This is a genomic window from Microbacterium sp. 22215, from assembly GCF_052045655.1.
GTDB classification, from domain to species: domain Bacteria; phylum Actinomycetota; class Actinomycetes; order Actinomycetales; family Microbacteriaceae; genus Microbacterium; species Microbacterium phyllosphaerae.
In genome coordinates this window covers 146,477-158,486 of sequence record NZ_JBQEPC010000006.1, presented here as the reverse complement: position 1 = coordinate 158,486, position 12,010 = coordinate 146,477, and the positions used below count along the sequence as shown (strand labels likewise).

Genomic DNA, 12,010 nt, shown 5'->3' with positions numbered 1-12,010 from the left:
TGGTTCGGTGCCGATCTCCTCCGACCGCCCGGACTGCTTCCGCCTGCCGGCCGTCGATGCCGCGGCCATTCGGACGCATCCGGATCAGCTGCACCTCGTGCCGCCGGACAGCGAGGCTGACGCGTCGGCGATCATCGAGAGCCATCGGCGAGCGCGCGCTGCCCGTGGCAAGAGGGATGCGGTCGGGTGCCTCGTCCCGATCGCCGGCGGTCTCCTGCTCGCGGCCGTGGCCTGCCTGGTGATCGCGTCGCTCCGACTGTCGTTTCGAGATGCGTCGATCGCCGTCGGGCTGCTGTTCTTCGTGGGGGCCGTGGTGACCGCGGTCATCGCCTCGCGCGTGCGACCGGCCGCCTCCATCCCGAAGCCCCTGCCGTCCGTGCTGATCCATCCCCTCGTGGAGGCCGGGGCCGCGGCCGATCTGCCAGCCGGAGACATCGAGCTCGCGTCGCGGGTGCTCGACGAGCGGGACCGCGCCGAGGCCGACCTCCTCAAGGCCCGCGCCGACGCGCAGCTCACCGACGAGGAACGATACGTCTCCCCGGGAGACCGGTCGACCTGGTACTTCCGTCCGGAGGACCTGCCTGGCCTCGAGCGCACAGCGGACGCCGCTGAGAGGCAGGCGCGTGCTGTCGCCGACCGACTCGGGATCGTCCTCGATGCGGGCCGTAGCAGGGACTCATCACCGGAGGGCTGACTGCGCCGGGTAGAGATGCCGACAGTGTCGGGGGTGGGTGCGCTTGGCTACCCTGAGAGGAACCAGGAAGCCTGACCTCGACGGTCGGTGAGGGGGCGCGAGAGGAGAACGCGATGGGTGTCGTATTCCCGGCCGAGTCGATCTCGGTCATGACTGCAGATGGCGACATCGTCATCCTGCGTATCTGCGATCTGTGCGGTGCAGCTGTCGTCGAAGCAGACGGCACCGATCTCGCATTCCACAAGCGTTGGCACCGGATGACCGGTTCGGGGAATTGGATCGACCCCGAGACCCGCCGTCAGCACGGTCCGGGGAGCCCGTTCGCTCCGCGTTGATCCCGCTGACGCAGGGCGCTGGCCCCCGTCTCCTCGCGAAACCGCGAGTCAGGCGATGTAGATCTTGCGGAGCGTCTCGGTGACCGTCCATACGGTGCGCTGGCCCGCGGCCAGGCGCACGACCGCCCCGGGGTCGACCTCGATCGCGGGCAGTGCCGGTTCGACGAACTCGATTCGGGCGTGACCTGCGAGCACGACGAACACCTCGTCGACCTCGGTGTCGGATGCCGTGCCCGGCGTCATCTCCCAGATGCCGACCTCGACACCGCCGATCGTGGCCAGCTCGTGCACCGCCGCCGTGGGCTTGCCGATCAGCACCTCGTCGGCCGGCAACGGCTCATGCACGAGGGGCACTGCACTGGCATCCACTCCCTCGCCGGCCGTGAGCTCGCTCACGAGTCGAATCCCATGCCGACCGCGTCGAGTGTCTTGAGGAACAGGTTGCGCTTGCCCTCGTTGTGGTCGGCCTGGTTCATCGCCGCGCGGACGAGGTTGACGCCGATCGAGGCGACGGGCTCAGGGGGGAACGGGATCGGCTTCTCGCGCACCATCGCGAGCTCTGTGCGCTCGGTCGGCTCACCTGAGAGCTTGTCGAGCATGACGTCGGCGGCGAAGCGGGCGGCGCCGACGCCGAGGCCGGTGAACCCGGTGGCGTACGCGACTCGTCCCTTGCGGGCGGTGCCGAAGAACGCGCAGAAGCGGCTCGACGAGTCGATGGCTCCGGCCCACCGGTGCGTGAAGCGCAGCCCTTCGAGCTGCGGGAACGTCGTGAAGAAGTGCGAGGCCAGCTTGCGGTGGCTCTCGGCGCGGTCCTCGTACTCGGGGCGCACCTTGCCGCCGAAGTGGTAGACCGCGTCGTATCCGCCGAAGAGGATGCGGTTGTCTGCGGTGAGCCGGTAGTAGTGGAACTGGTTGGCGCTGTCGGCGAGGCCCTGGCGGTTCGACCACCCGATCGAGGCGAGCTGCTCGTCGGTCAGCGGCTCGGTCATCAGCACGTAGTCGTACACCGGCACCGTCATCAGGCGGTTGCGTTTGAGGAGCGACGGGAAGACGTTGGTGGCCAGCGCCACGGCATCCGCGGTCACTCGTCCTCCGCCGCGGGCGACGAGCGTGATCGGGCCCGATCCGTCGCCGATGACCTCCCGCACGAGCGACTGCTCGTAGATCTCGACGCCCAGTTCTGCGGCGACGCGGGCCAGTTCGAGACCGAGCTTGGCGGGGTGCACCATCGCGCATCCGTCGCGTTCCCACGCCCCCGCGAGGAACGTGTCGGAGTGCACCTCGGCCTGCACGGCGTCACGGTCGAGGAATCCCTCCTCTTCACGCAGCCACTCGACCTGGTGCGGTTCGACGGCCACGGCCAGCTGTCCCGTGCGCTCGAAGTCGACGTCCATGCCGTACCGCTTCACGGTCTGCTCGATGCCGTCGAGGTTCTCGTGGCCGAGCTCTTCGAGGCGGTCGATCTCGTCGGGCCAGCGGGTGAGACCGTTCTCGTGTCCGTGCGTGAGGCTGGCCTCGCAGAAACCGCCGTTGCGGCCGGACGCCGCCCACGCGATGCGCGACGCTTCGAGCAGCACCACACGGCGCTGGGGGTCGCGCTCCTTGGCGCGCACGGCCGTCCAGAGCCCGGCGTAGCCGCCGCCGACGATGGCCAGGTCGGCCGTGATGCTGCAGGAGAGGGCGGGGTGCGAGACCCGCTCGACGTCATCGAGCCAGAAGACGCTGAAGGCCGTGTCGCGCAGCGAGGCATCGATCACGGCATCCGCGGGGCGGCGACGTTCGAAGACCGTGGTTCCCATGATCAGTCCCGTTCTCGGAGCCGCGCCTCAGCGCGTGCCCCAGTTGTAGAGGTCTTTGTAGAGACCCGCGTACAGCAGGCTCTCGGTGTGGGCGACGCCCGGGATGGTGCGGATGCGGGTGGCGATGAGGTCGAGCAGGTCGGCGTCGCTCTCGCACACGGCCTCGACGAGGATGTCGAAGGTGCCGAGCGTGACGACGACATAGGCCAGCTCGGTGATCTTCGTCAGCTCCTCGGCGATGAGCCGCGGGTCGCCGGTGACGCGGATGCCGATCATCGACATGCGGTGAAACCCCAGCTGCATCGGGTCGGTCACGGCGACGATCTGAATGATGCCGGCCTCGGTCATCCTCTGCACGCGCTGGCGTGCGGCGGCCTCGCTGAGCCCCACCTCGCGACCGATCTCGGCATAGGGCCGGCGGCCGTCCTCCTGCAGGAGTTCGACGATCCGCTTCGAGATGTCATCGAGAACGGGCTGCTTCGGCGTGGCGCTCATGTGTCGATATTGACAGGATGCACCCATCATGGCAACTGATTCCATCGTCTGAGTCAAAAGACTCTTCTGTATTCGCACTCCGATCGCTAGCATGGCGGGCATGGCCACAGAACTCCTCCAGAACTTCATCGGCGGGCAGTACGTTCCCGTGAGCGGACAGGGGCGGATGCCGCTGATCGACCCCGTGACCGAGGAGACCTACGGCGAGCTGCCCGTCTCGGACGCCTCCGACGTCGATGCGGCCTATGCCGCCGCATCCGCCGCGTTCCCGCTCTGGCGCGACACGACCCCGGCCGATCGGCAGCTGGCGCTGTTCCGCATCGCCGATGAGATGCAGGCCCGGGCCGAGGAGTTCGCCGACCTGGAGTCGAAGGACACCGGAAAGCCTCGCGCCAGCCTCGTCGACGACGAGATCCTGCAGTCGATCGACCAGCTGCGGTTCTTCGCCGGGGCGGCGCGCAGCCTCGAAGGCCGCGCCGCGGGGGAGTACCTCGCCGGGCACACCTCGTTCGTGCGCCGCGAGCCGATCGGAGTCATCGGCCAGGTCACGCCCTGGAACTATCCCCTCAACATGGCCGTGTGGAAGATCGCTCCCGCGCTCGCCGCGGGCAACACCGTGGTGCTGAAGCCGGCCGAATCGACGCCGCTCACGACGCTGCTGCTCGCCGAGATCGTGGCGGTCCACACGCCCGCAGGCACGCTCAACGTCGTGCTCGGCGACCGTGACACCGGTGTGGCTCTCGTCGAGCATCCGACTCCGCAGATGGTCGCCATCACCGGGTCCGTCCGTGCGGGCATGGCCGTCGCCCGATCGGCGGCGAACGACGTCAAGCGCGTGCACCTCGAACTCGGCGGCAAGGCGCCCGCGATCGTCTTCCCCGACGCGAACCTCGACAAGGCGGCATCCGGAATCATCACCGGCGCGTTCTTCAACGCAGGGCAGGACTGCACCGCCGCCACGCGCGTCCTCGTGCACTCGTCTGTGCACGACGAGTTCGTCGCGGCCCTGGTCGAGAAGGCGAAGACGGATGCGCGCACCGGCGCACCGCATGAAGAGGGCGTGCTCTACGGCCCCCTGAGCAGTGCGGCTCAGCTCGCCCAGGTGCAGGGGTTCGTCGACCGGCTGCCCGCCCATGCCACCGTCGAGACCGGCGGTCGGCGACAGGGAGACACGGGCTACTTCTTCGAGGCGACCATCGTGTCGGGCCTGCACCAGGACGACGAGGCCGTGCAGGGCGAGATCTTCGGCCCGGTGCTCACCGTGCAGCCGTTCGACACCGACGCCGAGGCGCTCGAGATGGCGAACGACGTGCCGTACGCACTGGCGTCGTCGGTGTGGACCACCGACCATGCCAGGGCGATGCGCTTCTCGCGCGACCTCGACTTCGGATGCGTGTGGATCAACACCCACATCCCGTTCGTGTCGGACATGCCGCACGGAGGGTTCAAGCATTCCGGCTACGGCAAGGACCTCTCGCAGTACGGCTTCGACGACTACACGCGCATCAAGCACGTGATGTCGGCTCTCGACTGAGCCGCGCGTCCGCGAGGCCGCCGAACCCGACGGACTGACCCCTCGACCAGTGAGACACGATGTGTCATGCTGAGCGCACGTCGAATCCGGGGGGATCATCATGGCAAGACCGCTGGCGGGCCCGCAGACCCTCTTACGCACCCTCAACGGACGAGCGATCCTCGAGACGCTCGCGCGGCGGGGGCCGCTCACGCGCGGTGAGCTCGTCGCCGAGACGGGGCTCTCCCGCACCGCGGTGACGCAGGTGCTGCGGATGCTCGAGAGCGCCGCGGCGGTCGCGCCGGCAGGCGTCGACCGCGAGACCCGTGGACCCGCCGCGGGCCGTGTGGCGCTGCATCCGCAACTCGGCCTCGCCGCCGCCGTGCACGTCGACGGCCACGCCGCCCACGTCGTGCTCGTCGACCCGACCGGTGCCGTCCGAGCCGAGCATCACGCGCCGTTCCCCGTGCGGGGCGACCGGGTGGAGCACATCGTCGACCTCGTCACCGCCTGCAGGCGGGTGGTCGCCGGGCCGCTGGAGCTCGTGGTCGTCGGAATTCCCGGCATCGTCTCGGCCGACGGCGGCATCCGCGACGATCAGGGGCCAGACGGGGGTGCGTTCAAGAACGCGCTCTCGGAGCGTCTCGGCTGCCCCGTGCGCGTCGAGAACGACGTCAATCTGGCGGCGCTCGCAGAGCTGACGGCGGGCACCGGCGCCGACCTCGCCAGCTTCGCGCTGCTGCTGCTCGACGACGGGCTCGGCGCGGGCATCGTGATCGACGGTGTGCTGCACCGCGGCTTCTCGGGAGTCGCCGGCGAGGTCATGTACCTGCCGCAGACGCCGGTGCCGATCGGAGCCCCCGTGCTCGGCGACGAGGTCGTGCGCGATCTCGCCCTCGCCAACGGGCGCGACCCCGACGAGACGATCGATCAGCACCTCGATGCCGCGCACGCCGGCGACCCTGCCGCGATCGCGATGGCCGCCGAGATGGGACGCCGACTCACCCTCATCGCCGGCAGCATCGCCCTCGTACTGGATCCTGAGGCGTTCATCCTCAGCGGATCCGCTGCGCACCCCGCGATGATCGACGCCATCGCCGACTACTACGCCGAGAACCTCGCTCCGAGACTGCCTCTGACGTTCGCGGTCTCGTCGTTCGGACCGGAGGCGCCTCTGGTCGGGGCGGTGGGTGAGGCGGCATCCGCTCTTCGCGCGACCGTGTTCTCGCGCCTGGTTCCCGATGCAGACAGGAAGCGCAGATGAGCTCGGATCTCGCAGATCGACTCGGGCTCGCCCCCGGCGCCCGAGCCGTCATCATCAACGCCGACGACTTCGGCATGTGCCACGCGGCGAACACCGCGATCGTGCAGCTGCTGGATGCAGGGCACATCGATTCCACCACGCTGATGGTGCCGTGCGCCTGGGCCCCCGAGGCGCTCGCGTTCGCCGCGTCGCGACCGGATCTCGACGTGGGAGTGCACCTCGTGCTCACGAGCGAGTGGACCGACTACCGGTGGCGCCCGCTCACCGGAACCGGCACGACCCTGGTCGATGCGGCCGGGTACTTCCCGACCGGTGCGCTCGAGATCGAGCAGCACGCGTCGACCGATGACGTCGCCGCCGAGCTCGCAGCCCAGCTGCAGGCGGCACTGGATGCCGGTGTCGACGTGACCCACCTCGACAACCACATGGGTTCGGTCTACGGGCTGCTCACGGGCCGCGACTTCCTCCGGCCTGTATTCGAGCTCGCCGCGCGCCACGGACTGCCGTTCCGACTGCCGCGGAGCATGGAGGGCACGGAAGACGATGCCGCGCTGCAGGCGAAGCTCGCCGAGGCTGCGGCCGGGGCCGACGCGTTCGGCGTCGAGATCATCGACCGCCTCTGGAGCCACCCCTTCGACGCCGCACCCGACGAGTCGTACGAGCAGGTACGAGACGGGTTCATCGCGCTGCTGCGGGCGGTGCCTTCGGGAGTGACGGAGATCTACCTGCATCCGATGGTCGACGACGACGAGCTTCGTGCCGCCGTCGACTACGGCGCCGTGAAGCGGGGGCACGAGCTGCGTCTGCTGTCGGATCCGGCGGTGCTGCAGGCGATCGCCGACGAGGGACTGATCAGGCTGGGGTGGCGCGATCTGCGCGACCTGCAGCGGAGAGAGAGCGCATGACCTCGCTGACGACGCGTCTTCGAGACCGACGGCTGAATGCCGCGCCGACGAGGGCGCAGGCGATCGCGTTCGGAGCATCCGGATTCCCGACGCAGCTCATGACGCAGACGTTCTCGGCGTTCGTCGTCTACTTCTACGTCACCCACCTCGGCGTCGAACCGACCTGGGTGGCCGCCGCGATGATCGCGCACGGGGTGCTGAACGCCGTGCTCAACCCGGTGGTCGGCGCGCTGTCCGACCGCATCCGCACGCCCTGGGGCCGCCGCATCCCCTGGATCGGTCTCGGGATCGTGCCGCTCGTCGTCGCGTTCGCGCTGGTGTGGATGCCGCCGGAGCTGCCGGCCGCCGGGCTGATCGTCTGGTTCCTGATCGTCGTCGCGGTGTACGACATCGCGTTCGTGGTCGTCGTGCTCAACATCTCGGCGCTGTTCCCCGAGATCTTCCGCACCACCGACGAGCGCGCCAGGGGCAACGTGCCCCGGCAGATCTTCGCGATCCTCGGCATCGTGCTCGGCACGGCGGGCGCCCCCGCGCTGTACGGGCGGATCGGCTGGCCGGGCATGGCGATCGTGCTCTCGGCGGTCTGCCTGGTGCTGCTCGTGTGGTCGTTCGTCGGCGGCATGATCGAGCGTCGAGTGCCGGAGGCGGCGTCCGAGGCGATGCGCTGGCGCGACCAGCTGACCTACACGTTCGCGAATCGCGCCTTCGTGCCGTACGTGCTCGGTTCGCTGTTCATCCAGACGGCGATCGCGGTGGTCCTCGCGGCGATCCCGTTCTACGTGCGGTACTCGCTCGGTGCAGCCGAGGGGGAGGGCAGTCTGCTGCTCGGTGCCATCTTCGTCACGGCGATCCCGTCGATCGTCCTCTGGAGCGCGGTCGTGCGGCGCACCTCACCGCGCACGGCTCTCCTGTGGAGCGTCGCGGTCTTCGGCATCGCGATGCTCGGATACCTGCTGCCGTCGACCGTGATGGCGGCGGCCCTCGTCGGGGTCGCGGTGGGAGTGGGTGTCGGCGGTCTGCTGCAGCTGCTCGAGGTCGTGCTCGCCCAGATCATCGACGAGGATGCGGTGCGCACGGGGCATCGCCGGGAGGGCGCGTACTTCGGCGTGAACGGCTTCGTGGTGCGCGGGTCGGTCGTGCTGCAGGCGATCGTCGCGGCGGTGGTGCTCACGGCATCCGGCTTCGACGCATCGCTCGGCGACGCCCAGCCGGAGGCGGTCGACGGCGGCATCCGCGTGATGGTCGCGGTGGTGCCGCTCGTCTTCGCGGCCCTCGCGTGGCTCTGCTTCTGGCTCTACCCGATCCGCACCCGGGATCTCTGAGATCAGGAAGCGGCCTGACGAGCCTCCCAGCCCGTGCGCACCATCTCGTCGACCGTGTACCGCATCTTCCAGTCGAGGTCGCGGGCGGCGAGCTCGCCGGTGGCGACGATGCGGTCGGGGTCGCCGGCTCGGCGGGGGCCGATCTCGGGAGTGAAGTCGATGCCGGTGACACGGGCCACGGCATCCATGATCTGCTTCACGCTGAGCCCGTCGCCGGAGCCGAGGTTGTACGCGGGCTCGATCGACTCGCCGGCCAGGAGGCGCTGGGCGGCCGCGACGTGCGCCGCGGCGATGTCGCCTACATGCACGTAGTCGCGCACGTTGGTGCCGTCTTCGGTGTCGTAGTCGTCGCCGAAGATCTTGGGCGTCTTGCCGGCGAGGAGCGCCTCGAACACGATGGGGAAGAGGTTGTGCGGGCTGACGTCGTAGACCGTCGGGTCGGCCGAGCCGACGACGTTGAAGTACCGCAGCGACGTATGGCGCAGCGGGGTCTCGGACTCCGCGGTCGCGATGGCCTGGTCTCGCAGCAGCCACTCGCCGATGAGCTTGGACTCCCCGTAGGGGCTCGCCGGCCTCTTGGCGGTGTCTTCGACGACGAGCGCCACATCCGGCGTACCGAACACGGCGGCAGACGACGAGAACACGATGTTGCCGACTCCCGCGGCCTCCATGGCCTCGAGGATCACGCGGGTGCCCTCGACGTTCTGCGCGTACGTGTGCAGCGGGCGCTGCACCGAGACGCCGGCGTACTTGAAACCGGCGACGTGGATGACCCCGTCGGCGTCGTGATCGCGGAGCGTCTTCTCGACGAGCGCGCGGTCGAGGATCGACCCCTGCACGAACGGCACGCCCTCGGGCGCGAACGACGCCACCCCGCTGGAGAGGTCATCGAGGATGACGGGCGTCAGCCCCGCATCCGCGAGTGCGCGTACGACGTGCGAGCCGATGTATCCGGCGCCGCCGGTCACGATCCAGGACATGGTGCTCCTCAGGTGGTGGAGAGTTCAGTATTTCAGGGCGGAACCCGACCTGTGGCGTCCCGATCTGCGGACGCGGTCCCGATCTGCGGGCGAATCGGCGGGATTCGGCCGATTATCGGGGCAGGCTCCGCAGATCGGGACGGGGGTCACACAAGGATCGGGACGGGGTCAGGCGTCGCGGTGCGCGCCGGCCGACGGGGTGACGGTGAAGATCACGGGAGCGGCGAAGGCGGATGCCGCGAACGCCGCGTTCACGGCATCCGTCACCTGCTGCACGGCATCCTGCTCGATGAGCGCGATCGCCGCACCGCCGAATCCGCCACCGGTCATCCGTGCGCCGATCGCCCCGGCCGCGAGGGCCGCCTCGACCGCCGTGTCGAGCTCGGGCACCGAGATCTCGAAGTCCTCGCGCATGGAGGCGTGCGAGGCGACGAGCAGCTCGCCGATCGCACGGGCACCCTCCTCGCGCAGCACGCGCACGGTGTCGAGCACGCGCTGGTTCTCGGTGACCACGTGCCGCACGCGGCGGAAGGTCACGTCGTCCATGAGCTCTGCGGCACGGGGGAGGTCGTCGACCGAGACGTCGCGGAGGCTCGGCACGCCCATGATCGCCGCGCCGCGCTCGCACGCGGCCCGGCGCTCGCCGTAGCCGCCGGTGGAGTGCGCGTGCTTGACGCGGGTGTCCATCACGAGGATCGCGAGGCCGGCCTCGGCGATGCCGACGGGCACGAGGTTCGCGTCGAGGGAGCGGCAGTCGAGGAAGATCGCGGCGTCGGGCTCGCCGAGCATCGAGGCCATCTGGTCCATGATGCCGGTCGGCGCGCCGACTGCTTCGTTCTCGGCACGGCGGCCGACACGGGCGAGGGCCGTGCGGTCGAGGCCCGCCTCCCACAGGTCGTTGAGGGCGGATGCCGTGGCACCCTCGATCGCGGCGGACGACGAGAGGCCCGCGCCGACGGGGACGTCGGAGGCGATCGCGATGTCGAGCCCCGAGCCGGTGATCACGCTGTCGGCAGCGCCCTCGGCCTGACGCAGCGCCCAGGCGACGCCGAGCGGGTACGCCGCCCACTCGGGAACCGTCGGTGCGGAACCGGTCGGCGTCGGGAACAGCTGCGCGAGGTCGTCGATCGCGACCTCGACCGGTTCGTCGGCGAAGGTCGAGGCGACACGGATGCGGCGATCGTCGCGCGTGCCGACGGCGGCGACCGTGCGGTGGGGGATCGCGAACGGCAGCACGAAGCCGTCGTTGTAGTCGGTGTGCTCTCCGATGAGGTTCACGCGGCCGGGGGCGGACCAGACTCCTGCGGGGGCGTGGCCGGTGAGCTCGGTGAAGAGCGCGGTCGCGGCGTCGGTGGTGGTGGTCATGCGGATACCTCTTCTGAGTCTGCGGCGTGGGCGGCGTCTGCCTGTGCGATGGCCTCGCGGATGCGTGCTGCGCCCTGCTCGGGGGTGATCTCGGCGGCCCACGCCCACATCGCCGCCTCAGAACCGGCGAGGAACTTGAGCTTGTCGGCCGCCCGCCGCGGGCTCGTCAGCTGCAGGTGCAGGCGCACGCTGTGACGACCGACGTTGACCGGGGCCTGGTGCCAGGCGGCGATGTACGGGGTCGGGGTGTCATAGAGCGCGTCGACGCCGCGGAGCAGGCGCAGGTACAGCGGAGCGAGCTCGTCGCGCTCGGCATCCGTCGTCTCGGCGAAGTCCGGAACGTGGCGGTGCGGCATCAGATGCACCTCGAGGGGCCAGCGGGCGGCGAAGGGCACGAAGGCGGTCCAGTGCTCGCCGCGGAACACGACGCGCTCGGACGCCTGCTCGGACTCGAGGATGTGCTGGAACAGATCGGGCGCGGTGCGTTCGATCGAGTCGAGCACCCGGGTCGTGCGCGGCGTCACGTAGGGGTAGGCGTAGATCTGGCCGTGCGGGTGGGGGAGTGTCACGCCGATCGCCTCGCCGCGGTTCTCGAACGGGAAGATCTGCTCGATGCCGGGGAGCTTCGAGAGCGCGGCGGTGCGGTCGGCCCAGGCCTCGATCACGGTGCGGGCGCGCGTGACCGACTGCGTGCCGAACGAGCCGGTGTGCTCGGGGCTGAAGCAGACGACCTCGCAGCGTCCGACCGAGGTGCGGGTGCGGCCGAGGCCGAGGGCGCCGAGGTCGTCGAGGCCGCGGGGAGGGTTGCTCGCCTCGGGGGCGGTGCCGGTGGCCTCGGCCAAGGCGGGCCCGAACGCGGGGGAGCGGTTCTCGAACACGGCGACGTCGTAGCGCGACGGCACCTCCGACGGGTTGGTCGGCGACTGCGGCGCGAGCGGGTCGGCGTCGGCGCTCGGCATCATGACGCGGTTCTGGCGGTTCGCGGCGACCGTGATCCAGTCTCCCGTGAGCACGTCGAGGCGCATCGTGGCGGTCTCGCCGCGTGGGTCGAGGGTGCGGGAATCGACGGAGCGCTCTTCGCCGAGCGTCGTGTCGGGGTCGTCGAAGTAGATCAGCTCGCGGCCGTCGGCGAGCGTGGTCGCTCGCTTGACGATTCCGGCGGAGAGGGTCTCGGTTCGCAACTCGGGGGATTCGTGCGTGTTCACGTAAACATGGTACGCACAGGTCCGTGGTAACGTCAACATTCCGAGTGTGAACGGCTGAAGGAGCGCCCGCCATGGAAGACGACCTCCTGCGCGATGCCGGCAGGCCGCGCCGCCGCCGCCCCTCGTCGGGCCG

General features: G+C 69.9%; 12 protein-coding genes. 6 read left to right on the top strand and 6 right to left on the bottom strand.

Going from position 1 to position 12,010, the window contains the following annotated elements:
• The first annotated feature begins 7 nt into the window (after positions 1-7).
• Both ACTJKH_RS11990 and ACTJKH_RS11985 read left to right on the top strand, forming a co-directional pair.
• Positions 8-694: a hypothetical protein gene (locus ACTJKH_RS11990; RefSeq protein WP_440737116.1), complete on the top strand. Its 687-nt coding sequence runs from the start codon at positions 8-10 to the stop codon at positions 692-694.
• Between the two features lie 113 nt (positions 695-807).
• Positions 808-1,029 (top strand): histidine ammonia-lyase, encoded by a 222-nt coding sequence (locus ACTJKH_RS11985; protein ID WP_440737115.1) that lies wholly within the window; start codon positions 808-810, stop codon positions 1,027-1,029.
• A 48-nt stretch (positions 1,030-1,077) separates the two neighbouring features.
• On the opposite strand, the gene ACTJKH_RS11980 is transcribed toward ACTJKH_RS11985, so the two are convergent.
• Genes ACTJKH_RS11980 through ACTJKH_RS11970 form a run of 3 tightly spaced genes read right to left on the bottom strand, consistent with a single transcriptional unit; the run spans position 1,078 to position 3,323 of the window.
• Positions 1,078-1,425 carry a cupin domain-containing protein gene (locus ACTJKH_RS11980; RefSeq protein ID WP_440737114.1) on the bottom strand — a complete coding sequence of 116 codons (348 nt, stop codon included), beginning with the start codon at positions 1,423-1,425 and terminating at the stop codon, positions 1,078-1,080.
• Positions 1,422-2,828 carry an NAD(P)/FAD-dependent oxidoreductase gene (locus ACTJKH_RS11975; RefSeq protein ID WP_440737113.1) on the bottom strand — a complete coding sequence of 469 codons (1,407 nt, stop codon included), beginning with the start codon at positions 2,826-2,828 and terminating at the stop codon, positions 1,422-1,424. The genes ACTJKH_RS11980 and ACTJKH_RS11975 overlap by 4 nt, the downstream gene beginning before the upstream one ends.
• Positions 2,829-2,855: 27 nt before the next feature.
• Positions 2,856-3,323 carry an Lrp/AsnC family transcriptional regulator gene (locus tag ACTJKH_RS11970; protein ID WP_056415446.1) on the bottom strand — a complete coding sequence of 156 codons (468 nt, stop codon included), beginning with the start codon at positions 3,321-3,323 and terminating at the stop codon, positions 2,856-2,858.
• A gap of 100 nt (positions 3,324-3,423) precedes the next feature.
• Between ACTJKH_RS11970 and ACTJKH_RS11965 the strand changes: the two genes are divergently transcribed.
• The 4 genes from ACTJKH_RS11965 (at position 3,424) to ACTJKH_RS11950 (ending at position 8,327) form a co-directional block, all read left to right on the top strand.
• Positions 3,424-4,857, top strand: coding sequence for a gamma-aminobutyraldehyde dehydrogenase (locus ACTJKH_RS11965; RefSeq protein WP_440737112.1), 1,434 nt, complete (start codon positions 3,424-3,426; stop codon positions 4,855-4,857).
• Between the two features lie 100 nt (positions 4,858-4,957).
• On the top strand, positions 4,958-6,100 hold the full coding sequence (locus tag ACTJKH_RS11960; RefSeq protein WP_440737111.1) for an ROK family protein: 1,143 nt from the start codon (positions 4,958-4,960) through the stop codon (positions 6,098-6,100).
• Entirely contained in the window at positions 6,097-7,005 is a 909-nt protein-coding gene (locus ACTJKH_RS11955) for a polysaccharide deacetylase family protein (RefSeq protein ID WP_440737110.1), read from the top strand. Before ACTJKH_RS11960 ends, ACTJKH_RS11955 begins: the two co-directional genes overlap by 4 nt.
• The gene (locus tag ACTJKH_RS11950; RefSeq protein WP_259162986.1) at positions 7,002-8,327 is read left to right on the top strand and encodes an MFS transporter; all 1,326 of its coding nucleotides are present in this window, start codon (positions 7,002-7,004) and stop codon (positions 8,325-8,327) included. The genes ACTJKH_RS11955 and ACTJKH_RS11950 overlap by 4 nt, the downstream gene beginning before the upstream one ends.
• A gap of 2 nt (positions 8,328-8,329) precedes the next feature.
• Here ACTJKH_RS11950 and galE read toward each other — a convergent pair whose 3' ends face one another.
• The 3 genes from galE to galT form a co-directional block, all read right to left on the bottom strand.
• Positions 8,330-9,307: a UDP-glucose 4-epimerase GalE gene (galE, locus tag ACTJKH_RS11945; protein ID WP_440737109.1), complete on the bottom strand. Its 978-nt coding sequence runs from the start codon at positions 9,305-9,307 to the stop codon at positions 8,330-8,332.
• A gap of 168 nt (positions 9,308-9,475) precedes the next feature.
• Positions 9,476-10,672 carry a galactokinase gene (gene galK / locus ACTJKH_RS11940; protein ID WP_440737108.1) on the bottom strand — a complete coding sequence of 399 codons (1,197 nt, stop codon included), beginning with the start codon at positions 10,670-10,672 and terminating at the stop codon, positions 9,476-9,478.
• A complete protein-coding gene (galT, locus tag ACTJKH_RS11935; RefSeq protein WP_440737107.1) occupies positions 10,669-11,877 on the bottom strand; it encodes a galactose-1-phosphate uridylyltransferase in 1,209 nt (402 codons plus the stop codon). Before galT ends, galK begins: the two co-directional genes overlap by 4 nt.
• Positions 11,878-12,010: the final 133 nt, after the last annotated feature.